Source organism: Lactobacillus jensenii DSM 20557 (assembly GCF_001436455.1).
Classification (GTDB): Bacteria; Bacillota; Bacilli; order Lactobacillales; family Lactobacillaceae; genus Lactobacillus; species Lactobacillus jensenii.
On the sequence record NZ_AYYU01000005.1, the window covers coordinates 25579 to 49373 of the forward strand.

Genomic DNA, 23795 nt, shown 5'->3' on the forward strand with positions numbered 1-23795 from the left:
AAAATTAATTTATAAAGATTCGAGGAAGATAATTTGATTACAGAAAAAGCACCTGGCAAGCTTTATATTGCTGGTGAATATGCTGTTTTAGAACAAAATTGTCCAGCGATTATTGTCGCACTCAATCAATTTGTACGTGTATCTATTTCAGCTGCAGTCGGTAATACTGGAATTATTCATTCAAAGCAATACTCACAAGATTCAATTCATTGGCGCCGTCAAGGCAATAAGATGGTAATTGACAATCGTGATAATCCTTTTGAATATATCTTGGCTGCAATTCGCTTTACTGAACAATACTTACTTGAGAATGGAACTTCACTAAAAGTATATGATTTACATGTTAATTCAGACTTAGATAGTAAAGATGGACGCAAATATGGACTTGGGTCTTCTGCTGCTGTTACTGTAGCAACTGTTAAGGCAATCTTAGCCTTTTATGGAATTGAGCGAAAACATGACCTAGTCTACAAGTTAGCCGCAATCAGTCACTATTCCGTTCAAGGAAATGGTTCAGCTGGTGATATTGCTGCAAGTGTATATGGCGGTTGGCTAGCTTACCAAACATTTGATAAAGACTGGCTTAAACATGAATTAGCAACTAAAAAACTCAGCGATGTCCTCACTGAAGCTTGGCCAGGCTTACAAGTTCAATTGTTAACTCCTCCTGAAGGAATGGAATTAGTCATTGGCTGGAGTCAAAAGCCTGCATCAACTTCTCGCTTAGTTGATGAAACTAATGCCCAAAAAGAAAATTTCCAACAAGAATATGAAGCATTCTTAACTAATTCACGACAATGTGTTTTAAAAATGATTGCCGGTTTTAAGCAGCATAATATTAGTCTTATTCAGGAACAAATTCGAGTAAACAGAAAATTATTGGCTCACTTTGCAAAGTTAAATCATATAGCGATTGAAATTCCTCGATTGACTGAATTAATTGAAATTGCTGAGAAGTTCGGCTTTGCTGCTAAAACTTCTGGTGCTGGAAATGGTGACTGTGGAATTGTTATTACCAATCACAATGGTAAAATTGCTGATTTAAAAGCTGAATGGCTTAAAGCGGGTATTTTACCACTTGATTTTCATGTTCATATATTAAATCAAACCAAGGAAAAATAATGTCAAATCACTCAAAAAGAAAAGAAGAACATTTAGCTTTAGCTAAAAAATATTTCGCTATAAAAGAAAATGATTTTGATCGTATTGAATTAGTACGCCCTGCCCTTCCGGAAAGCTGCGTTTCACCAGCCACAATTGCTTGTGAAATTTTAGGTAAAAAGGTCAAGGCGCCTTTTTATATTAATGCAATGACTGGTGGCTCTGAAAAATCAAAAGAAATTAATCGCGCGATTGGAAAAGCTAGTCGAATTGGTCAAATTCCCTTTGCTACTGGATCAAGTAGTATCTTAGCTAAAGAAAAAGATCAACTAGCTAGCTTTTATGCTGCCAGAGAAGAAAACCCAGATGGCTTATTCTTTGCCAATGTTAACCCTAATACCCCAGCTAGCATTGCTAAAAATATAGTTAAGGAATTAAACGCTGATGCCTTACAAATCCATATTAATACTGTTCAAGAATTGGCAATGCCAGAAGGTGACCGCGATTTTGTTTGGCTTGATAAATTAAAAGCTATCCGAGATGAAGTAGATATCCCCGTAATTATTAAAGAAGTTGGCTTTGGCTTTGATAAGTCGAGCATTGATTTATTACAAAAAAATGATTTTCATCTTATTGACCTTGGTGGAGCTGGTGGTACTAACTTTGCCCAGATTGAAAATGGACGCTCTAGCCATCCTTTACCCTATCTAGATGAATTAGGACTTTCAACTGTTAAATCTGCTCTAATCGCTCAAGATAGTGGTATAGACTTCTTTGCCTCAGGAGGCATCAGGAACGCTTTAGATATTTTGAAGTGTCTTGTCTTAGGTGCTAAATCTGTTGGAATTGCCAATTTATTCTTACAAGTCTACGAAAATGGCGGCGAAGATGGGTTAGTTGAAACGGTATTACGTTTCGAAGACGAATTAGCTGGGTTATTTGCCCTCTTTGGAATTAATAAAGTGAATGAAGCGACTAAGGTTAAATATGCCTTAACTAAGGGCTTATGGAAAGAATTTATTCAAATTGCAGTTGATGATTAAAAAAAGCAGGTATTTACCTGCTTTTTTATTTTCAAATTATTATTTTACATAATTTAAATTATTTACATTCAGACTCTCAATCCCTTAGGATAAAAGTTTTTTACTACTTGCCCTGCTACTTTACCAAAACTAAAGATTTTACCTTGATAACTAACTAGTACAAACCCCTTTAACTTCTTTTCCGTTTTAACAGTTTCGCCATGCAAGTATTTTTCAAATTCAGCTTGATTTTGTAATTCAACAACTCTTTCTTGCTGCATTTGACCTAAATATTGCGCTAACTGCTGACTAGGCTGAAAACGTCCCTTTTTCAAAATTCCCAGTTCTAATCCATTGTTCAATACTTTTATTTGAGAAGTATCTTCTACAGCCGGAATATAAACATGATCATTACTCTTAGCTGCCTTACTAAAGTCAAAGCTTACTGGTAAATTAAAGCTAGCCAATAATTCCTTTACTAGCTCTTTCTCTGCCTTGGTAAAAATTTCTACTTTTTTGCCAGCTTTTTTTCTTCTTTTCTTATTTTTTTGCTTGAAGTCATCAATATTTTCTTCAGTATCACTAGCTTTAGATAAAATAAATTTAGCTAAAAATTGCCCTTCACCTATCTCATCTTGTGGCCAAAATCTCCTTGCATATTCGATTCCAGCAAGATTTTCTCCCCAAGCGGGTACTCCAGCACTTGCCACATTAACTTTAGTTTTAACTAGCTTAAAGCCTAATTTATTAACCAAATAAGCACAAATTTTTTCATCTTCTTCTGGAGCATAAGTACAAGTTGAATATAATAGACTGCCACCCGTTTTTAACATCTTAACTGCTTCATTTAAAATCTCTTTTTGGCGACTACTACATTCAAGAACATATTCTTGACTCCAATAAGTTACTGCATCATGGTTTTTCCTGAACATCCCCTCACCACTACATGGTGCATCAACTAAAATCGCATCAAAAAAGTGGGGGAACTTCTTAGCTAGTTGGCTTGTATCTTCATTAGTAACTAAGCAATTGCTAGCTCCCCAGCGTTCAATATTTTCTCGCAGGTTCTTAGCCCTACTAGCTGAAATTTCATTGGCAACTAATAAGCCTTCATTTTTTAAAGCGGATAATAAAGCAGTTGATTTTCCGCCTGGAGCTGCACAAAGATCCAAAACCTTCTGTCCAGGTTTAACTCCTAGTGCTTCAGCTGGATACATGGCGGAAGGGTCTTGTGAATAAACATAACCACTAACCCACTCAATATCTCGTCCACTTATTTCTCCATAATAAGCATCTTCTACTCCATTAACCGGTTCAGATAAGTCATAGCTTACTTTTTGATAATTAGCCTTTAATGGGTTCAAACGAAACGCCTTTTTAGGCTCTGCTTCAAGAGCAGTAAAAAAGCTACTAGCCTTAGTAGCTAATAGTTTTTGATATTTATCTATAAATTCTTTAGGTAAAACTAATTTATCCAATTTTTTCCTTTCTTTTGTTCAAAAAGACTACAACCAACATATAAATCACAATATTTAAGACAATCATCAATGTCATCAAAATTATTAAATAATCTAAACTAGTAAAATACAATCTCCAAGTTAAAAGAATATAAGATACGAATCCCATAATAAGATTAATGAAGGCGAATCTACCTAATTTGGTAGCAATAAAGTATTTCTTTAACGGCCGGTCAATTCCATCCATTTGTTTATAAGTATGATTAATAATTGCACAGGCCCCTGCTATTAGTCCAGCAAACAATACTATAATTCCCAGCAAAATTGAGAATGCTATCGCCCGAATAAAGTGCGTTCTACGATGTGTTGAAACTAATTCTGAAAAAGTCACTTGACCATTGAGATATTTACTTATACCTTGAATAACTCGATTAGATGGCGAATCAATAATAATATCAAAATTATTAAGACGATTTTTGGAATTGGCTTGGTTAAGCCCTGTTGTCAAATAATACTTTGTTTGAATATTATCACTAACTTCTTTTAATGTCCCGACTACAGAAATATAACGATTATCCAGCACAATGTATTTATTATCTTGGGTAGTTAACATCTGAATATTTGAGGTCGGTGATACAATCCCAAATGTCACCACACCATCAAATTCTTCAGGGTTAAAATAACGTCCCCTTGCAACTGGTAATAACTCATTTTGATAATTTGACCAAATTAACACTTGGTCTTGATCATACTTATTAGTTAATTCTAAAGTTATTTTTTCATTAGGGTATTTTTCAGTGATGTACTTTAACAGTGTTCTAATCTCAATCTTGCTTTTAGTTTTTAAATTTCTAGAATAACTTGATAATCCGCTAGCAGTTAACACTTGATCGGCACTTATACTTTGAATATTTGAAACTAATACTCCTGCTATTAAAAAACAAGCAAGCAAAAAAATCCCCAAAAATGTCTTTTTAATCTTCATCTATCTCAAAAAATCTTTCCTCAATAAAGTCAAAACTTGAAAAACTAGCATTAACTGCCACTAATGCTGAATTTTCACTGAATGGTGTTGTTTGCCAAAAATCTTCAGAATTAGTTACTCCAAACTCCTCACCAACAAACAGCAACTTAGGCTTGTGTTCTAACTTTTTCCAAGTATTAATTAAATCAATATCAGCATGTCCAAAATTTGGTGCCCAGGAGCAAATAATCAAATCACAATCTTGATATTTAGTTATTGCAGTTTTAGCATCTAAATTTTCAACCGGATAAAAGCAATTTTTACCAGTCTTTGAAGTTTTTGACCAAACTAAATTATCACTAGCCTTAACTTTAATTCCTGCCAAACTTAAAGCTTTAGACCAAGCTGCATTGCCAGCCATAACTTCAACTGCACTAGTTACATTATATTTTTCCTTGATTATTTGTGCTGTCTGAATATTAGGCAAAGACCACAAGCCATAATGTAAAGACAAATACTGTCGAAAACTATTAAGTAAATTATTGGCTACTTGAACTTTCTTAGTTTTATTCTCCTGCTCTGTAACCAAACCTAATTTCTTAATTTGAGATTCTGGCAATTCTTTTTTATCTAATTTTGAACAGACTTGTCTAATCTCACTAACCTGTTGATGTAGTTTGGGAATATTCAATTCACTATCTATTTTAATTAATTTTGTTAAAAAATCAGTCATCTTTCTATATCCTTAATAGGATTTTACCATTCAATCAACTTAAAATCAGTTATAATTGAAAATAGATTAATAAAGGAGACGTTTTAATGGGAAAAAATATATCGAATAAAGCAGCTGAAAATGAAAGCTTCGGCAAATGGTTACTGCAAGTTTTCGTCATGGCCGCAATTTTGTTAGGGATTTATTACTTAATCTTTAGTTTTGTTTTATCAAATGAAACAGTGTCTGGCCCTTCAATGCAGCCAACGTTTGAAAATGGTGACCGAATTATAGCTGTTCGTCATACTAGCTTAAAACGTGGTGATATTGTCATTTTAAATGCTCCTGACGAACCAGGTGCATTATATATCAAGCGTATTGTGGGAATGCCTGGTGACAGTATCACTTACAAAAATGATCAATTATATTTAAATGGTAAAAAATACTCTGAGCCTTACTTAACTGAAGGTAAAAAGCTTTATGCAAACGGCCAGCTTTATACAGAAAACTTTAGTTTAAAGAGCAAATTCGGTGTTAATAAGGTTCCTAGTGGTGAATATTTCGTAATGGGTGATCACCGCAATGTATCTAAGGATTCACGTTACTTTGGCTTTGTAAAGCGAAAGGCAATTGTCGGCAAAGTTATTTTCCGTTATTGGCCATTAACCAAGTGGTCTACCTTTTAATAAGACATTATTTCAACTACAATAGAAATTGAGATAAATAGTGGATTTATTTTAAAGGAGCCTAATTAACTATGAACCAAGAAGAACTTTCAGATGTAATTATAACTTATCAAGTAAAACATCACGTTAATGATACTGAACTAGCTTTTGCAAGCCATCTTTCAGTTGAAAAGATTCACGCTATGAAAACTGGTGATGGCTCATTTACTAGTGAAGAAATTAATCAAATCTTGGAATACATTCAAAGTCAAGATTAACAAAGAAAAAAGTAGCACTTCGTTTGAAGTGCTACTTTTTTAATGCATTCCCAGAATTAATGGTAATGCAGCAATTGTATTATTAAGCATATGAGTTACAAATGAATACCGCAAATCCTTTGTATTCATGTAAGTTGCAGCTAAAATTGCCCCCATTACCCAATAAGTAAAGATGTGAATTGAGAAAGTTGGATCATGTAACCAAGCAAAAAATAAGCCGTTAACGATAATCCCTAGCCAATAATTTAACTTGGTTTCTTTTGTAAAAGCAATATTGAAAAACTGTCCTCTTAGAATTATTTCTTCAAACATTGGTGCCAAGAAAATAATAAAGACAATAAAGTGCCAATCAGTTCCCTTCGCCAATTGATCAATTGCCTTTTGATTAGCTGAATTTGACGAAGTTGATAAAAGTATATTTATCAAAACTTGCGCAGCAATCATCACTACAAACGCCAAACCACTATATCCTAGTTTGGACCATTTAAAATGGGGCTTTTCGTTAAAATGCCACTCATTTTCCTGTTCCAATTGCTTTTTATAAATATGATAAACCAGCATCACCAAGGCGATTGTTGCCACATAAAGTACAAAATGATATTTTCCCAGCACTTCTTTGTGGCTATTTAATGATTTGGGAATAATATATGATGTCATTAGTAATTCATATAATATGAATGAAACTACAAAAAGTGCGATTCTTTTCAAATATGAAATAATCTTCACTAAATTTCCTCCTTTTCATGTGAATGTTCTTAGTATAATACATTTCTCTCGACTATACTTTTATTCTGTTTTACTTTCACCAATTAGATTAAAGAGAGGCTGAACAACTATCCAAAGAAGTAAGGACAAAATTACCATAAATGCATTTCCTGTTGCTTCAGTTGTACCAACATGTAAAAACATAAATTCAAATCCATTAATAGCAATTATTAATCCAATTATAACAAGAATTATTTCAATAATATTTTCAAAAATTTTGTTTCCAGAAAAAGGCAATAGAGAAATAATTCCATATTTACAGATTTCAACTAATGCAGTGAATAATAGCCAAGCAAAGCAAAAGAAGGTCAAAAACACTAAATCATTAAGAAATTCATATTTTGCATCGAAAAGTAATCTTAATCCATTTAAGACCTGGTTACTTGCCCATAAATAAGACACAACATAAGAAATAAAAGTTAGCAATAATTGTCCAATAAATAGATAGGCACAAGCTAGCAATGTACTTAACCACTGTGCAGTAAATATTTTGGTGCTTGATAAAGGAACCAAGTGCCAAGTTTGTTTTCTTAAATCTTTAGCAAAGTAATATATACACCATACAAAAAAGAGTAAATCAAATTTATAAAGTGTTGATGAAAAACTCATAACTAATGGTAGACCTTTATCTTCAGGAACAAGTGAAAAATCTACGGAGCTCCAAGCTCTACCTGTAATTAAAAATCCAGCTAAAATTAAACTTATTAAAAAATACATTAATAAGGTAATTTGGGCCTGTTTCTTTTTTATCTGAAAAAGGAAATTGGTTAATTTTAACACTATCTCACCTCTTACACAGCTTTAGCCTCAAAGAACTTCTGGTAAATCCAAGTATCAGCAAAAATTCCAACCAAAACAAAAGTAGCTGTTTCAGCAACACTAAGCCATACTGCTAATAAATCAACTTGCTTTTCAATTATTCCAACTCCAAATACATTTGAGAAAATATGAATAAAGTAAGTAATAATTGCATAACAAATTACAGCAAAAATAACACGCAATATTCCAATTAATTTCTTACTCTTAAAGCCTGGCAACAAATTAACAATTGTTTTTGAAGAAAAGCTCAAAAAATTAATCATCAAAGAAAAACTAATTAACCCTAAAGCTATTAATAAAGCTATTCCCAACCCATAAAGAGCAATTTCACCAACAGGTACCTGTCCTAGGGTTTTACCTACCGAAATATCTTTTAATTCTGGCTTACTTGCCGCAAATGCTACTGTTATTAAGACTACGCAAGTTCCTAAATCAAATAATGCCATATAAAACAGTGTCACATAAGTTGTCAAAATATTAGCCAAAAAGAATTTTTTAGAACTAATTGGCAAAAGTTGCCAGGTTTGTGACTCATACATCTTTATTTCATCAATGAATAAAATGCACCAACTAATTACCAATGCAAAGAAACTTGTGGTTAAAGCAATAACTTCATAGCTAACAAAGATTGATTCAAATTCTTTTGGATTTACCAAATACAAATATGTTCCAATTGCCATAATCGCTGCCAATTGAATTACGTAAATCACCAAAATCTTTTTAGCTTTTTTTGCTTGAAGCAGCTTAAATACTGTACTAAAATTCGTCATTTTATCCTCCATTTCTAATTGGCCTTTGCTTCAAAAAATCTTTTTAAAAGATACAAGTTAATTGCAGTAATCACCAAAATAACTAACACGGAAACTCCATTACTCATCCATAAGGAACTTAAATCAAAATTTGATGTCGCTGTAAAAGGATTGTCTTTTATTTTCAAGAGAGAATTAAAAATAAAACTAAAGGTATTGCCTATAATTAAATAGCAAATTATTCCAATAATAATTCTGACTATATTAACTAATCCCTTACTCTTAAAGCCCGGCAATAAATTAATAATTACCTGAGATATCATAACCAGAAGAATAATCATTACTACAAAACTGATTGCAGCTAATACTAAAAAGATTCCTATTGAAATCATATAAGCTGAAATTTCACTGACTAAAGATGTAAACTTTGAGCTATTAATAATTTCGGATAATTCAGATGTCGTTACTGAATAAGAAAGTAAATATGTACCTAAAATAATTATTCCGTTGATAGCTTGCAATGCTAAAAATAAAGCAATTGCTAAATAAGTAGTTAATTGATTTGTCAAATAAAACTTAGCTGAAGAAATTGGCATTAATTGCCATGTTTGACTCTCATAGCTTTTAATTTCTTTATAAAGAAGATAAAAGTATAAAAATAGGCCTGTAAAAAAAAGCGTAATAAATTCGGCTAAAAAGAATCCTTCAGCCAAAGAACTAAGATGGTCGTTAAAGAACAAAAAGCTACCAATAGCAATCATTCCAATTACCTGCAATAGATACACTAAACTAGCATTTTTTAGTTTAGGCACCTGCATCACTTTAAATAAGTTCTTGAATGAGGTCATTATTCTTCCCCCTCATAAAAGCCTTGATAGAAATCTTCAATACTAGTATTTTCACTTCTAATTTGATCGGCGCTTTGATGAGTTAAAATTCTATTATCCTTCAAGATAATTACTTCATCTAATAGAGTAGCAATTTCATTAACAAAATGATCCGAAATCAAAATAGTGGCCTTATCATCTTTCCATAAGATAATAGAATTGATAATCTTCTTTCTTGCCATTGGATCAATTCCAGAAAATGGTTCATCTAAAAGATATAAGTCTGCTTTTCTGGCAAATGTTAAGGCAATTACCAACTTTTCCCGCATCCCACGTGAAAGTTGTCCTAAACGCATATCGGGAGATAATTTCATAAATTCACGTAATTTAGTAAATTCCTCTAAATCAAAATCAGAATAAATAATTTCATAAAACTTGATTACGTATTTAATTTTGGTTGAATCAGAAAAGCCTGTTAATTTATCAGTAAAAGCTAATTTAGCCTTTTTTTCTGCTTCACCAGTTTCACCAGCAACTTTGATGCTACCAGACCAGTTTTTTGCAACACCAGCAATACACCGCATCAAAGTAGTCTTACCGGCACCATTTTCACCTAATAAAGCAACAATTTTTCCCTGGGCAAGATCCAAGTTGATATTATCTAAAATTGTTTTTTGGTTCTTTTTATAAGTCAAATTGTGAATTTCTAAAGCCTTATTCATTATTTTTCTCCTAAATTCTCTAAATAGTTTGATAACGTTGGAATAAGTTCATCATTTTTTACACCTAAACGATGCATATTTTCCACAAAATCATCTAATTCACGTGTCAGAAGCTCTTTTTTGGTCTTTTCCAAAAGCGCAGTATCTTCAGTAACGAAATTACCTTCTCCACGCTTTGTAAATAAAATCCCTTGATTATTCATTTCTTGCAATGCTCGTTGAACAGTATTGACGTTAACAGTTAAGTCAACAGCTAACTGTCTAACGGATGGAATTCTTTGACCAGCTGGTAATTCTCCTTGTACTATTAGCCGATATAAATGCTGCTCAATTTGAATATAAATTGGCACATTATCTTTAAATTCCATATTCTCACCTCATTTATTGTGCTAGCTATGTAATACACTGTTATATTATCTTAACTTATATTTTTTTGCAAGTAGATAGTTTATTTGTTTCACGAATTGTTATTAATCAACTTTTTCTAAAAAAATAAGCTAATAAATACCTATATATCAGTATTTATCAGCTATATTTTTTGTAAATTAGTATTAGTGAATAACTTTTCTTTAATTTTTCATTATCAAAAAAGCCCTATATACCAATACTAACAAATCAATTATTAAAACGAAGTAAAATAATTTATATTATTTTTGTTTCACTACTTGCTTCTTTCTGCATGAAGTTGCGCCATTTTAATCATAACATCAACAGCTTTCCACATTGATTCAAGCACTGTGTATTCAAAACGACCGTGCATGTTTTCTTCACCAGCAAACAAGTTTGGACATGGAAGGCCCATGTAAGTTAATTGTGAACCATCTGTACCACCACGAACTGGATCTTCGTTAATTGTCAAACCTTCAGCCTTATATGCGTCACGAGCTAAATCTACAACTTCCATGTGCTTTTTAAGTTCGTCGGCCATGTTGTAGTATTGGTCCCACATCTTAAGTTTAAGTCTTTCTTCCCCGAATTCATCATTCATCTTTTTAACGATTGATTTTACCAAGTTCTTACGAGCTTCTAGACCATCACGTTCAAAGTCACGAATAATGTAGTCAAGATGAGCATGATCAACTGTTCCTTGGAAGTTCATTAAGTGGTAGAAGCCTTCTCTACCCTCAGTTTGTTCAGGAACTTCATTTTTTGGAAGCGCATTTTGGAAATTGATACCCACTTGAATTGCGTTAATCATTTGACCCTTGGCAACAGCTGGGTGAACATTAACACCTTGAATATCAAGGCCAAATTGAGCTGCAGAGAAAGTTCCCCAGTCAAGCTTACCAGGAGCTTCACCATCAACAGTATAAGCAAAATCAGCTCCAAAGTCTTCAACGTCGAAATGTCCAGCACCAGTACCAATTTCTTCATCCGGAGTAAAGCCTAAACGAATACGGCCATGCTTAATTTCAGGATGGGCTAGTAAGTATTCTGCAAAGGTTACTAATTCGCTGACACCACACTTGTCATCCCCACCAAGTAACGTATCACCTGAAGCAGAAATAATGGTTTGACCCTTATATTTCTTCATATTAGGGAAAACAGCAGGATCTAAGTAAAATTCACTGTCACCTAGTTGAATTTTACTTTCACCATCATAGTTTTCTACAATTTGTGGCTTAATATTTTCACTATTAAAGTCCGCAGTATCGCAGTGTGCCAAAAAGCCCATTACTGGCATGTCATAGTCGACATTTGATGGGATTTCAGCAATTAAAACGCCAGCTTTTTCATTGTAGTGAATGTCCGAAAGCCCTAATTCTTCTAAGTCCTTCTTAATAATCATTTGGAAATCAACTTCACGTTGAGTAGATGGGAAACGATCAGCATGCTCATCAGAGCGTGAGTTAATTTTAACGTATTTCAAAAAACGAGGTAGTAAAGTTGGATATTCCATAATTATTTCTTCTTTCTTACATTAAATCTTGGAATGGATCAGTTGATTCTTGTGAGACAATAATTTCAACTGGCCACTTTTCATCAGCCTTAAAATCATTTAAAATTTCAGCACATTTGGTCTTAAACAGACTCTCTGTGTAATGGCCTGGATCTACAACAGTTAAGCCACTTGAAATCATATCATGGCCAACATGGTAGTAAACATCTCCAGTAATATATGCATCCAAGTTATCCTTGAGTGCATCACGCCAGAACTTACCACCATCACCACACACAAAACCAACTGTTGATATCATTTTATCATTACTTGCTGTGATTAAGCGAACAAAATCAACATTCATTTGCTTTTTGACGTAATAAGCAAAATCAATTGCCTTCAAAGGCTTGGGTAACTTACCCTTACGTCCAACAGCAATTCCGTCATCATCAATTGCAAATGGTTCAACATCAGTCAAGCCTAATTCTTCAGCTTGCCAGTCACTAGAACCATTTTCAGCTTTATCAGAATTGGTATGAATTGAATAAACAGTAATTCCATTTGCAATAATTTTGCCATACATCGCATTTTGGGGGTCACTGAAGTCTAAATTTCTAGCAGGTCTGAACATTACTGGGTGGTGAGAAATGATTAAGTCAACACCCTTTTCAACTGCCTCATCTACTACATTTGGACGCACATCAAGTGTAGTCATAATTTTAGTAACTTCTGCATAAACTGAGCCAATTTGAAGCCCAACTGGGTCACCACTACTTGCAATATTTTCAGGAAAACGTTCATTCAATTTTGCAATAATGTCTTTAACTTTAGTCATTTGTTAGCTCTCCTTCAATAAACTTAATTCTTTGCTCTACTTCAGAAATACGAGTCATATCTTTATTTTTAGCCTTATTAAGATTAACCAAAAGCTGCTTTTGGTAGGCAAGTTGGTTAGTCCACTTTTTGATAAAGACTGAATTCTTCTCTTTTAATAAAAATGGTCCAAATAAAATTTCTTTATCAGATAACTGATGCATCTTGTCAGTCAAAATAGCCTTAATTAGTTCATAAATATGACCAGCAGTATCAATAATTTCTTCTTGAATAATCTGATAATTATGCTCCATTAACCACTTTCTAACGCCTGGCTCGCCGATATTAGGTTCGAGGATTAAAGTAGGATAAAGTTCATCTTTTTCTTTAGCAGCTTCAAGTAAGTCGGTCATTAACTTACCACCCATACCTGCAATTACAACTGTTTCAATTTTATCTTCAGGCTTAATTGTTTCTAAGCCACTACCAAGACGAGTTTGAATTTGGTTGCTTAATCCTGCTTCAAGAATGTCTGTTTTGGCATTGTCTAAAGGCCCTTTGGCAACATCTGAAGCAATCGCAAATTGGATCTTTCCTGATTTAACTAAATCAATTGGCAAATATGCATGATCTGTACCAATATCAGCTAAACGTGTATTTTCGTCTACCATTGCCGCTAAATGGGCAAGTCTTGTTTCAAGCATGGCATTCCCTCCTATTTATTGATTGTATCAAAAAAGCCCCGATAAGGGGCTTTTTATTTCGCTTAGTCTAAGAAATCTTTTAATTGGTTTGATCTACTTGGGTGACGTAGTTTACGTAAAGCTTTTGCTTCAATCTGACGAATACGTTCACGAGTAACACCAAATACTTTACCAACTTCTTCCAAAGTTCTAGTTCGACCATCATCAAGTCCAAAACGTAAACGAAGCACATTTTCTTCACGATCAGTCAAAGTATCTAAAACTTCTTCAAGTTGTTCCTTAAGCATTTCATATGATGCATGTTGTTCAGGACTAGTAGCGTCTTTATCTTCGATAAAGTCACCTAAGTGTGAATCATCTTCTTCACCAATTGGTGTTTCAAGTGAGACAGGTTCTTGAGCAATCTTCAAGATGTCACGAACCTTATCAGTTCCCATATCCATTTCAGCACCAATTTCTTCTGGCGTTGGTTCACGTCCTAAATCTTGTAAAAGTTGACGTTGAATTCTAATTAACTTGTTGATAGTTTCAACCATGTGAACTGGAATTCTGATTGTTCTTGCTTGGTCAGCAATTGCACGAGTAATTGCTTGACGAATCCACCAAGTTGCATAAGTAGAAAACTTAAAACCAAGTTTATAGTTAAACTTATCAACGGCCTTCATCAACCCCATATTTCCTTCTTGAATCAAGTCAAGGAATTGCATTCCACGTCCTACATAACGTTTTGCAATTGAAACAACCAATCTCAAGTTGGCTTCAGCAAGTTCTTGCTTGGCTTCTTCATCACCATCTTGAATTCGCTTAGCAAGAGTAATTTCTTCATCAGCATTCAAAAGAGGAACTCGACCAATTTCTTTTAAGTACATTCTAACTGGGTCATTCATCCGAACACTTGCAGGTGCAGATAAATCTTTGAGTTCTTCTTTTTCAACATCTTTTTGTTTCTTTAAGGCTAAGTTTGATGGGTCACCGTTTGCATCAACGATACTGATTCCATTATCTTCAAATTCTTGAACCAGTTGGTCAACAGCCTTGCCTTCAAGCTTGTATGGCTTGATTAACTTTTCAGTAAAGTCGGTTTCAGTAATCTCTTTACTCTTTTTGACTTCTTTGACAAGTTCTTTAACTTTTTTGTCTAAAGTCATGTCTGCCATTAATTAGCCTCCCTAATTGTTATTGCGTTTTGCATTAATGATCATCTCTAAAGTCTTAAGAACCTGATCTTCATCTTGTCTGCGTTGTGCATCTTGCAACTGCATTTGTAAGTTGCTAATTTTCCGCTGATTATCAAGTCTCTTAAGTGATGCCAATAAACCATCAACTTCTTCTTTAGAAAAGTCTTCTGGCATTGTCATCATTTCCATGTTATCTATTATACCCTTTAAATCATCAGGAATAAAATCATAGAAACTGTTAATTGTAGCATTATCATGTGTTTCTTCAAAATCAAGCCAAGATTCTGCTAACTTAGCATAATTTTCGTCTGGAAAAAGGAAGTGTAAGCCTAATAAATAATTTCTAACTTTTTCAGAATGAACAAATAAATACAACAAACGTACAAGTGCTGGATTAGTATTATGCAGAGTTGCCACTTGGGTCTTACTTTGTTCTTCTGGTTCAAAATTATATTGTTTTTTTCTTCTTTCAGCTACACGAAGTCTTCGCCCTTCTCGCAGCAAGCTAACCTTCAACGAGTCTTCAGAAACTCCTACTTTTTTGGCAAGTTTCGTCACATAAAGGTCTCGTTCAACGGGATTAGTTAGTGGAGCTATTAGCTTAATCGCCTCATCCAAATAAGCTAATTTTTCACGGTCATTTGAAAAATTATACTTTAATTCCAATCGTTTTAAGAAAAAGTCAGTTGGAGTAATTGCCCCTTTAACTTCATCTTGATAACGCTCAGGGCCATATTTCTTTACATACTCATCAGGGTCAAGCCCTTCTGGTAATGAAACTACACCAACTTGAAAGCCACCAATTGTTTCAAACATATGACTTGCTCTCTCAATTGCGTGTTGTCCAGGTTCATCACCATCGTAATTAATTATAATATTGCGACTGATTCGCTTAAGTAAATACACCTGATCATCTGTTAAACTAGTTCCCATCGATGCAATCCCTGTCTTAATTCCAGCCTTATAGGCTGCAATTACATCCATGTATCCTTCATATAAGACAAGGTGCTTTTCGGTCCGAACGGCTTTTTTCGCTTCTTTTAAATGAAATAGGACTTTAGATTTATTAAAAATCTCTGTTTCTGGACTATTTAAATATTTGGCTAATTCTTTATTATTGGAAATTCTTCGACCTGAAAAGCCAACAATATATCCTACTTCATCTGCTAAAGGAAACATTAAACGATCACGAAAACGGTCAAAAAGCTGTCCGCTTTCATTTTGAGAAAAGAGCCCACTTTTAGCGAGCACTGTATCATCGTATCCTTTACCACGTAAGAAAGTTAACAATAAATGATCACTATTTGGTGCATACCCAATTTGGAAATGTTCAAGTAAGTCTTCAGATAACTCGCGCTCTTTTGCATAATTGAGAGCCCGTTCACCAGCCTTACTAGTTAACAAAACTTGATGGAAAAACTCGCAAGCATCTTGGTGAACTTTCTTTAAAGGGCTTAAAGGTTTCGCCTCTGATTGGTAGCTACTTGGCATTGCTAAGTTAGCCATTTTTGCTACTTCAGCAACAGCCTCCGGAAAGCTTAAGCTTTCCTTATATTGCATAAAACTAAAGACATTACCACCTTTACCACAACCAAAACACTTGAAAAATTGCTTATCTTCACTAACAGTAAATGAAGGAGTCTTTTCTTGGTGAAAAGGACAAAGGCCTACATAGTCTTTGCCCCTTTTTTCTAGTGACACATATTGACTTATTACATCAACTATATTGATGCCATTTCGTACCTCATTGATAAAATCTTCTGGGATTCGTCCAGCCAATTGTATCACCTCTTTCACTAGACTTGTCTTTATTTTATAACAAAATCAATTTACTTAATAACCAACTTACTCAATGCACCTAAGCGAGTAGCTAATTCATTGATTTGACTCAATTGAGCCAAGCGGTTATTCTTAACTGCTTCATCTTTGGCCATAATCATATTAACTTCAAAGTAGCGATCAATTACTTTTTGCATTGAAACAAATGCTTCATATAATTCAGTTAAGTTATCAATTGCTTGTAAGTTTTGACTAGCTAAATATAATTCATTTTCAGAATTATCTTCAAATAAGTCACTCTTAACTACACTATCACCCTTATATTTTGCCTTCTTCAAAATATTTTCAATTCTAATTAAACTTTCGACAACTGGCTTAAATTCAGGTGAATCATGATGAGCTTGCAAAACTTTAGCTGCAGCTAAAATTCGACTAGGATCTTTTTGACTTGAGTGAAGAACAGCATCAATTACATCATACTTGTAATTATTAGTTTGTAAGAATTGCTTAATTCGATCACGAATAAAGAGTGAAATTTCTTCATCTTCTTGACTAGTCTTAGGCATTTTAGCCTTTGTTTTACCATCAAGAAGTTCAACCATTTTTGGTAAAGCCTTATCAATTGCTAGTGACCAATTTTCGTTAAGTAAAATTCTTACAATTCCATATGCGTATCTTCTAAGTGCATATGGGTCATTTGAAGAAGTTGGAATCATACCAGCAGCAAAGAAAGTAATAATATTATCAAATTTATCTGCAACTGACAATAATGCTCCTACTTCACTAGTTGGTAATTCTCCTTCAGCTGTGAGTGGCATGTAATGCTCTTTAATTGCAAGAGCAACATCTTTATTTTCACCAGCAAGTTCAGCATAATGCATTCCCATTACACCTTGAAGTTCAGCAAATTCACCAACCATTTGAGTAACTAAGTCAAACTTGTAAAGTTCACTAGCACGATCAAAGTTTTTAATTACTTCATCACTTAGGCCAAATTTCTTTGCAAGGTATTCACCAATAATGCGAACACGAATAAGTTTTTCAGCCATTGAGCCAATTTTATCGTGGAATGAAACTTTATCAAGTCTTGAAACGAAGTGACTAAGAGGATATTTCTTATCTTCGTCATAGAAGAATTTTGCATCATCTAAACGTGCAACTAATACCTTTTCATTTCCACTGATAACATTTTCAAGAAATTCCTTATTACCATTACGAACTGAGATAAAGTGGTTAATCAACTTGCCATCTTGATCATAAACTTCGAAGTATCTTTGATTATCTTTCATTGATGTAATCAAAACTTCATCTGGAATATTTAGATAACTTTCATCAAAACTACCAGCAAATACAGTTGGATATTCAACCAAGTTAGTAACTTCCTCTAGTAAGCTAGCATCTAACTTAACCTTCCAATTATTTTCAGCAACTAATTGGTCGATTTGGTTGACTATCATTGTCTTACGTTCTGCTGCATCAGCAATAACAAATTGGCTCTTCAAAGCTTCTTCATAATCATCACTGTTTGCCAAAATAACGCTGTCACCTAAGAAGCGGTGGCCCATAGTCTTACGACCAGCAGTAATATCTAAAATTTTAACAGGAACAACTTCACTGCCAAATAATGACACTAACCAGTGAATTGGACGAACAAATTCAAAGTCATTGCTGCCCCAACGCATCTTTGTAGGGAAAGTCATGGCCTTAATAATATCGCTCATCCCTAATAAGATATCTGTTGCAAGCTTACCAGCTTTTTGAACATGAACATAAGCATATTCAGTGCCCTTTAAGTCTTCAAAGTAGATATCATCAGTAGTCATACCTTGGCCACGGACGAAGCCTTGTGCTGCTTTAGTAAAATTACCTTCACTATCTAAGGCAATCTTCTTTGCAGGACCTTTTTTAACTTCATCAATATCTGCTTGCTTTTCAGCTAAGTCTTGAACCAAAATTGTCAAACGACGAGGAGTTGAAAAAGTCTTAATTGCCTTAAATTCCAAGCCATTATCCTTCAAGAACTTGCTAGTACGATCTGCTAATTGCTTTACACTTCTAGAAACAACATGAGCTGGCATTTCTTCAGTGCCAATTTCAAATAAATAATCTTTAGTCATTTTCACTCTCCGCCTTTTCTACTTCTGCGCTCTTAAGTAAAGGGAATCCTCTCTTTTCACGTTCTTCAACAAAGCATTGAGCAACTTCATGGGCCATATTTCTAATTCTTGCTAAGTAACCAGCTCTTTCAGTAACAGAAACAGCACCACGCGCATCAAGCAAGTTGAATGTGTGACTACACTTCAAAATGTAGTCATATGCTGGGTGAACTAAGTTCTTGCCAAGTAATTCTTTTGCAGTTGCTTCATATGTATCAAAGAATTGTAATAATTCTTCTTGATTACTTTCTTCAAAGGCATACTTAGAATGTTCATATTCTGGTTCTTTAAAGATATCACGATATAAAATTCCATTACCCCATTCAAGGTCAAACACACTGTTAACATCTTGAATATATGAAGCTAATCTTTCAACACCGTATGTAATTTCACTCATAGTTGGCTTAACATCTAATTCACCAACAACTTGGAAGTAAGTAAATTGTGAAACTTCCATTCCATCAAGCCAAACTTCCCAACCAACACCGGCACAACCCATTGATGGGTTTTCCCAGTTATCTTCAACGAAACGAATATCATGTTCAAGTGGTTCAATCCCCAAAACACGAAGACTATCTAAATAGTATTGTTGAATGTCAATTGGAGCAGGCTTAATAACTGCTTGGAATTGGTGGTGTTGGAATAACCGATTAGGGTTGTCACCGTATCTACCATCAGCAGGTCTTCTTGATGGTTCAACATAACATGCTGCCCAAGGTTCTGGACCTACTGCACGTAAAAAAGTATAAGGGCTCATAGTCCCTGCCCCTTTTTCAACATCGTAAGAAGGCATAATCATGCAACCTTTAGAAGCCCAAAATTGTTCTAATTTAAAAATCATATCTTGGACATTTAATTTCTTATTTGTCATCTAATTTCCTCCTGTGCAAAGGCATAAAAAAAGCCTATGCAAAATTTTGCATAGGGACGAATTAATCGCGGTTCCACCCTAATTCAGGAAGCTATCGTTTCCTGCGCTTAATTAAGTCGACTAGAGGTGCCTTTTCCTAGGTGCTCTCTCATCAAACAGCACTCGCTTAACTAGTACTTTTCTTATCCTCATCTTTGTCAATATACTATGACATTTTACCATATTTTTGTCAAAATTGTGCAACTAAATATTAAGTCTCCGCATCTCATCTAAAAATTTTTTAGTCTTCAAATTTATATCAACTGTTTGAAAATAAATTCGGTCAATTGCTTTTCTAATTACTTTCTTAGTATCAGATTTAACATTGATTTGTCCCAAACGTTCTATTTTAATTAAACCCAATGTTCTAATCATTGCAACTTGTTTATCATTTAAATGCATTCGCGCTATTTGATTGAAATGCTTTTGGCAAATGATTCCACCGGCACTAATTGAATAATCAAATGGGCCATGTGTTTCCCCACAAATAGCACACTGCTTCAATTGTGGTCTAACTCCATAGACTGCTAACATTTGTAATTCAACTAACTGACAAATAATTTCCGGATCTACTCCTGCATTTAATTTGTCCAAAGCTACTAATATCAACTTATAAAAATTACCTAAAGATTGATATTCAATAAAGGCATGATCAAGCAAATCACACAAATAGCATGCGTAACTGTTTAGAGTTAAATCACTGTATAAGTTAGTAAATTGCTTAACATCTTTATACGTTTTTAAAGTACTAAGTCCCTTTTGACTAGTTAAGACTTGATATTTTCCAAAAGAAAAAGCTAAAACACTCGCACTTAGTTTTGACTTTGGCCGCAAAGCCCCTCTAACCAGCATAGTAAAAATGCCCATGTCTTTACTAATAATTTTAGCTAAGACATCGGCTTCTTTATACCTTTGACGTTTAAAAACAATCCCTGTTACTTCAACGACTTCTTTAACCATTAAAACAAGTCCTTGCTGTCATATCCAATTTGCTTCAAAAAGCTTGGGTCAGTTCGCCAATTCTTTTGAACTTTTACCCATAAGTGAAGATTAATTTTCTCACCTAATAAAGATTCAATTTGCTTACGTGATTGAATACCAATCTTTTTCAGCATACTACCACCTCTACCGATGATAATCTTCTTTTGACCATCGCGTTCAACGTAAATAGTAGCTTCTACTTGTAACTTACCATTAATTCGCTCGTTCATTCTGTCAACGACAACCGCAGTTGCGTGCGGAATTTCTTGTTGAGTTAAGCGCAAAATCTGCTCACGGATTAATTCAGCAACAACGAAATATTCTGGACGGTCAGTCACTTCATCACTACCATAAAATTGTGGCCCTTCTGGTAAGTACTTGTATAAAGTAGAAATTAAATCTTCCATGTTGTTACCATTAGTTGCAGAAATCGGTACAATTTCCGCAAACTTGCCCAATTTTTGGTATGACTCAATTACTGGAAGTAAGGCGTCTGGGTGCACTTGATCAATTTTATTGATAATTAAAAAAACGGGAGCTTTTACTTTACTAAGTAAATCAGCAATATATTCATCACCTTTGCCAACTTTTTCAGGTTCAACCATAAAAAATACTAGGTCAACATCATTTAATGATGAAAGACTAGCCTTATCCATATAGTCATCTAACTTGTTCTTAGGTTTATGAATCCCAGGTGTATCTACAAATACAGCTTGTAAGTTATCAGTTGTAAAAATACCAGAAATTTTATTTCTAGTTGTTTGAGGTTTATTAGAGGTAATAACCACCTTTTGACCAATTAAATGATTCATCAAAGTTGACTTACCAACATTTGGACGACCAATTAAGGCAACAAAGCCAGATTTAAACTTATTTGTTTCTACCATCGACTAAATCTCCATCTGTAAAGTAATAAGGTAAAATATCAGCAAGTGTTGCTTCTTTATAATCGCCTTTTGCATTTGTTAATACGATTTTAGTATCAGCTTGCATAAATTCAGCCATTACTTGGCGACAAGAACCACAAGGTGAAATAGGTCGGCTAGTATTTCCAGTGATTAATAAACACTTAATTGGATCATTGGTTAAGCCTTGATTAACATAGTTAAAGATTGCCACCCGTTCAGCACAAATAGTTGAACCATAAGCAGCATTTTCGATATTAACTCCAGTAGTAATTTTGCCAGATTCAGTTAACAATGCAGCTGAAACATGAAATTTAGAATATGGAGCGTACGCAGTATCTAAATGTTCAACGGCAAGATCATATAGTTTCTTTTCTTCTGAATTCATTACTTTCCACGTCCTTCATCTAATTGATCTGGATAAAGTGGCAAGCCATATTCTTCTAGGACCTTGCCTTGAATACCAAACATTTCTTTAGCTTCAGCTGGTTCAATATGGTCATAGCCATTTAAGTGTAAAAATCCATGAACTAAAGTATAACCAAATTCGCGATCAAATCCGGTTTCATATTCTTCGGCGTGACGTTTAATTACGCTGATGCACATGAATAAATCACCGATGTCTTCCGTAAAATCTGGATCAGAAATAAAGCTTGCCAGATCAACACCTTCTTCGCCATCTTCAATTGCAAAAGAAATTACGTCAGTTGGGCGATCCTTATCACGATAATCACGATTAATTTGGTGGCTCTTATCTTCATCAACAAAGTTAATACTCATTTCTAAGTTATTTTCTTTGCCAATTTCTTTTTTAGCCATGAGGAGTAAATCCATAATCCATTTACGCCAATCGCGACTGGTATCAGCTAAAAAGTTAGTCTCATCATTATAGGTAATATCAATAGCGTCCATTAGTGTCCTTCTTCTTCATAAGCTCTAATAATCTTGGCCACAACTGGGTGACGAACAACATCATTAAAGGTAAAGTTAACAAATTTAACTTGGTCAACGTCTTTTAAGATATGCATTGCATCAAGCAAACCACTATGTTGCTTGCCAGGTAAGTCAACTTGAGTAACATCCCCGTTAACAATCATTTTGGAATTAAATCCTAACCGAGTTAAAAACATCTTCATTTGAGCATCAGTGGTGTTTTGAGCTTCGTCCAAAATTACATATGCTTCATCTAAAGTACGACCTCTCATATATGCAAGAGGAGCTACTTCAATTACTCCTCGTTCCATCAACCGATTAGTCGTTTCAGTACCTAGCACTGCATAAAGAGAATCATAAATTGGTCTTAAGTATGGATCAACTTTTTCTTTTAAGTCACCTGGTAAAAATCCCAAACTTTCGCCTGCTTCAACAGCTGGTCTAGTCAAAATAATTCGAGAAACTTCGCCGTTTTTAAAAGCACTAACTGCCATTACAACGGCTAAGAAGGTTTTACCAGTACCAGCTGGGCCAATCCCAAAGACAATATCAGTTTTTTGGATAGCTTCAATATAGGCTTGTTGACCAGCATTCTTAGGTCGAATTGGACGTCCCTTGGCATCTCTAATTAAGACTTTATTGTATAAATCGCCAAAAAACTCAACTGTTCCTTTTTCAGCCATCTTCATAGCACTAACTACATCTGGAGCTGCAATACTTACTCCGGAATTGACAACTTTTTCTAAGGCAGCTAATACTTTAATGACAAGTTTGACTTTCTTTTCATCTGGTGAATCAATCAAAATACCATTTCCAGTATCACTAACCTTGATGTCGTATCCATCAGCCAATAATTTTAAATTAGCATCATTAATACCCACTAAACTCATAAGGTTAGCAGGATTTTTAGGCGTAAATGTAAATTGAGGCATTTAATCATCCTTTTAGTAAATTATTTAGAAAGTGCTGCGCCAACTAATTTAGAAACTTCCTTACCATCTGCACGGCCAGTAATCTTAGGTACAATTGCTTTCATTACTTTACCAAAATCAGCCTTGCTACTTGCACCAACTTCAGCAATTGTTTCATCTACTAACTTACTTAATTCTTCTTCAGTAAATGGCTTTGGCATGTAACTTTCAACAATTTCAAGTTCTTTTTCAGTTGCAGCTACTAAGTCATCTCGACCAGCTTTTTTAAAGTCAGCAATTGACTCTTCACGTTGCTTCTTCTCCTTACCTAAAACGGCAAGTTCTTGTTCACGTGATAATTGATTATCAGAAAGCTTACCTTCATCCTTAATAGTGGCATACATTAAAGCGGACTTAAGCATTCTGATTGTAGCTAATCTTTCCTTATCCTTTGCCTTCATAGCTTCCTTCATATCAGCCATGAGTTGATCCATTAATGACATTTGAAAAAATCCTTCTTTCTTGGTGCAAAAAAGCTCCCGACAAAAACTATTCGTCGAGAGCT

Annotated in this window: 26 protein-coding genes; 4 read left to right on the forward strand and 22 right to left on the reverse strand. The window is 34.3% G+C overall.

Annotation, left to right across the window (positions count from 1 at the left end; all coding sequences use genetic code 11):
• Window positions 1-33 precede the first annotated feature (33 nt).
• Window positions 34-1122: a phosphomevalonate kinase gene (locus tag FC45_RS02310; protein WP_006584791.1), complete on the forward strand. Its 1089-nt coding sequence runs from the start codon at window positions 34-36 to the stop codon at window positions 1120-1122.
• Complete coding sequence (fni, locus tag FC45_RS02315; protein WP_006587865.1) at window positions 1122-2144, forward strand: type 2 isopentenyl-diphosphate Delta-isomerase; 1023 nt, start codon at window positions 1122-1124, stop codon at window positions 2142-2144. The genes FC45_RS02310 and fni overlap by 1 nt, the downstream gene beginning before the upstream one ends.
• A 68-nt stretch (window positions 2145-2212) precedes the next feature.
• Here the strand turns inward: fni and FC45_RS02320 are convergent, their stop codons facing one another.
• The 3 genes from FC45_RS02320 to FC45_RS02330 are packed head-to-tail and all read right to left on the reverse strand — an operon-like array spanning window position 2213 to window position 5277.
• Window positions 2213-3601, reverse strand: a complete 1389-nt coding sequence (locus tag FC45_RS02320; RefSeq protein ID WP_048588131.1) for an RsmB/NOP family class I SAM-dependent RNA methyltransferase — start codon at window positions 3599-3601, stop codon at window positions 2213-2215.
• A complete protein-coding gene (locus tag FC45_RS02325) occupies window positions 3594-4565 on the reverse strand; it encodes a hypothetical protein (RefSeq protein WP_006584793.1) in 972 nt (323 codons plus the stop codon). Before FC45_RS02325 ends, FC45_RS02320 begins: the two co-directional genes overlap by 8 nt.
• Complete coding sequence (locus FC45_RS02330) at window positions 4555-5277, reverse strand: hypothetical protein (protein ID WP_006584794.1); 723 nt, start codon at window positions 5275-5277, stop codon at window positions 4555-4557. The genes FC45_RS02325 and FC45_RS02330 overlap by 11 nt, the downstream gene beginning before the upstream one ends.
• An 86-nt stretch (window positions 5278-5363) precedes the next feature.
• Between FC45_RS02330 and lepB the strand changes: the two genes are divergently transcribed.
• Both lepB and FC45_RS02340 read left to right on the forward strand, forming a co-directional pair.
• The gene (gene lepB, locus FC45_RS02335; RefSeq protein ID WP_006587866.1) at window positions 5364-5942 is read left to right on the forward strand and encodes a signal peptidase I; all 579 of its coding nucleotides are present in this window, start codon (window positions 5364-5366) and stop codon (window positions 5940-5942) included.
• 71 nt (window positions 5943-6013) lie between these two features.
• A complete protein-coding gene (locus FC45_RS02340; RefSeq protein ID WP_006584795.1) occupies window positions 6014-6199 on the forward strand; it encodes an LBP_cg2779 family protein in 186 nt (61 codons plus the stop codon).
• 39 nt (window positions 6200-6238) lie between these two features.
• On the opposite strand, the gene FC45_RS02345 is transcribed toward FC45_RS02340, so the two are convergent.
• The 19 genes from FC45_RS02345 to FC45_RS02435 form a co-directional block, all read right to left on the reverse strand.
• Window positions 6239-6925 carry a CPBP family intramembrane glutamic endopeptidase gene (locus FC45_RS02345; protein WP_006584796.1) on the reverse strand — a complete coding sequence of 229 codons (687 nt, stop codon included), beginning with the start codon at window positions 6923-6925 and terminating at the stop codon, window positions 6239-6241.
• A 60-nt stretch (window positions 6926-6985) separates the two neighbouring features.
• Entirely contained in the window at window positions 6986-7744 is a 759-nt protein-coding gene (locus tag FC45_RS02350; RefSeq protein ID WP_006584797.1) for a hypothetical protein, read from the reverse strand.
• Window positions 7745-7755: 11 nt separating this feature from the next.
• A complete protein-coding gene (locus FC45_RS02355) occupies window positions 7756-8553 on the reverse strand; it encodes a hypothetical protein (RefSeq protein ID WP_006587867.1) in 798 nt (265 codons plus the stop codon).
• A gap of 14 nt (window positions 8554-8567) precedes the next feature.
• Window positions 8568-9380, reverse strand: a complete 813-nt coding sequence (locus tag FC45_RS02360) for a hypothetical protein (protein ID WP_006584799.1) — start codon at window positions 9378-9380, stop codon at window positions 8568-8570.
• Window positions 9380-10081: an ABC transporter ATP-binding protein gene (locus FC45_RS02365; protein ID WP_006584800.1), complete on the reverse strand. Its 702-nt coding sequence runs from the start codon at window positions 10079-10081 to the stop codon at window positions 9380-9382. Before FC45_RS02365 ends, FC45_RS02360 begins: the two co-directional genes overlap by 1 nt.
• A complete protein-coding gene (locus FC45_RS02370) occupies window positions 10081-10449 on the reverse strand; it encodes a GntR family transcriptional regulator (RefSeq protein WP_006584801.1) in 369 nt (122 codons plus the stop codon). The genes FC45_RS02365 and FC45_RS02370 overlap by 1 nt, the downstream gene beginning before the upstream one ends.
• A 293-nt stretch (window positions 10450-10742) precedes the next feature.
• Window positions 10743-11981 carry a peptidase T gene (gene pepT / locus FC45_RS02375; RefSeq protein ID WP_006584802.1) on the reverse strand — a complete coding sequence of 413 codons (1239 nt, stop codon included), beginning with the start codon at window positions 11979-11981 and terminating at the stop codon, window positions 10743-10745.
• A gap of 16 nt (window positions 11982-11997) precedes the next feature.
• Window positions 11998-12795: a Nif3-like dinuclear metal center hexameric protein gene (locus FC45_RS02380; RefSeq protein ID WP_006584803.1), complete on the reverse strand. Its 798-nt coding sequence runs from the start codon at window positions 12793-12795 to the stop codon at window positions 11998-12000.
• Window positions 12788-13477, reverse strand: coding sequence for a tRNA (adenine(22)-N(1))-methyltransferase (locus tag FC45_RS02385; protein WP_006587868.1), 690 nt, complete (start codon window positions 13475-13477; stop codon window positions 12788-12790). The genes FC45_RS02380 and FC45_RS02385 overlap by 8 nt, the downstream gene beginning before the upstream one ends.
• A 62-nt stretch (window positions 13478-13539) precedes the next feature.
• Entirely contained in the window at window positions 13540-14634 is a 1095-nt protein-coding gene (gene rpoD, locus FC45_RS02390; protein WP_006587869.1) for an RNA polymerase sigma factor RpoD, read from the reverse strand.
• A gap of 12 nt (window positions 14635-14646) precedes the next feature.
• Window positions 14647-16434, reverse strand: coding sequence for a DNA primase (dnaG, locus tag FC45_RS02395; protein ID WP_006587870.1), 1788 nt, complete (start codon window positions 16432-16434; stop codon window positions 14647-14649).
• A gap of 50 nt (window positions 16435-16484) precedes the next feature.
• Window positions 16485-18551, reverse strand: a complete 2067-nt coding sequence (gene glyS / locus FC45_RS02400; RefSeq protein ID WP_006584804.1) for a glycine--tRNA ligase subunit beta — start codon at window positions 18549-18551, stop codon at window positions 16485-16487.
• A complete protein-coding gene (gene glyQ / locus FC45_RS02405; protein WP_006584805.1) occupies window positions 18544-19461 on the reverse strand; it encodes a glycine--tRNA ligase subunit alpha in 918 nt (305 codons plus the stop codon). The genes glyS and glyQ overlap by 8 nt, the downstream gene beginning before the upstream one ends.
• A 243-nt stretch (window positions 19462-19704) precedes the next feature.
• On the reverse strand, window positions 19705-20460 hold the full coding sequence (recO, locus tag FC45_RS02410) for a DNA repair protein RecO (RefSeq protein ID WP_006584806.1): 756 nt from the start codon (window positions 20458-20460) through the stop codon (window positions 19705-19707).
• Complete coding sequence (era, locus tag FC45_RS02415; protein WP_006584807.1) at window positions 20460-21368, reverse strand: GTPase Era; 909 nt, start codon at window positions 21366-21368, stop codon at window positions 20460-20462. Before era ends, recO begins: the two co-directional genes overlap by 1 nt.
• Window positions 21352-21774, reverse strand: a complete 423-nt coding sequence (gene cdd, locus FC45_RS02420) for a cytidine deaminase (protein WP_006584808.1) — start codon at window positions 21772-21774, stop codon at window positions 21352-21354. The genes era and cdd overlap by 17 nt, the downstream gene beginning before the upstream one ends.
• Window positions 21774-22298: an rRNA maturation RNase YbeY gene (gene ybeY / locus FC45_RS02425; RefSeq protein ID WP_006584809.1), complete on the reverse strand. Its 525-nt coding sequence runs from the start codon at window positions 22296-22298 to the stop codon at window positions 21774-21776. The genes cdd and ybeY overlap by 1 nt, the downstream gene beginning before the upstream one ends.
• Window positions 22298-23251 carry a PhoH family protein gene (locus FC45_RS02430; protein ID WP_006584810.1) on the reverse strand — a complete coding sequence of 318 codons (954 nt, stop codon included), beginning with the start codon at window positions 23249-23251 and terminating at the stop codon, window positions 22298-22300. Before FC45_RS02430 ends, ybeY begins: the two co-directional genes overlap by 1 nt.
• A 20-nt stretch (window positions 23252-23271) precedes the next feature.
• The gene (locus tag FC45_RS02435) at window positions 23272-23733 is read right to left on the reverse strand and encodes a GatB/YqeY domain-containing protein (RefSeq protein ID WP_006584811.1); all 462 of its coding nucleotides are present in this window, start codon (window positions 23731-23733) and stop codon (window positions 23272-23274) included.
• Window positions 23734-23795 lie beyond the last annotated feature (62 nt).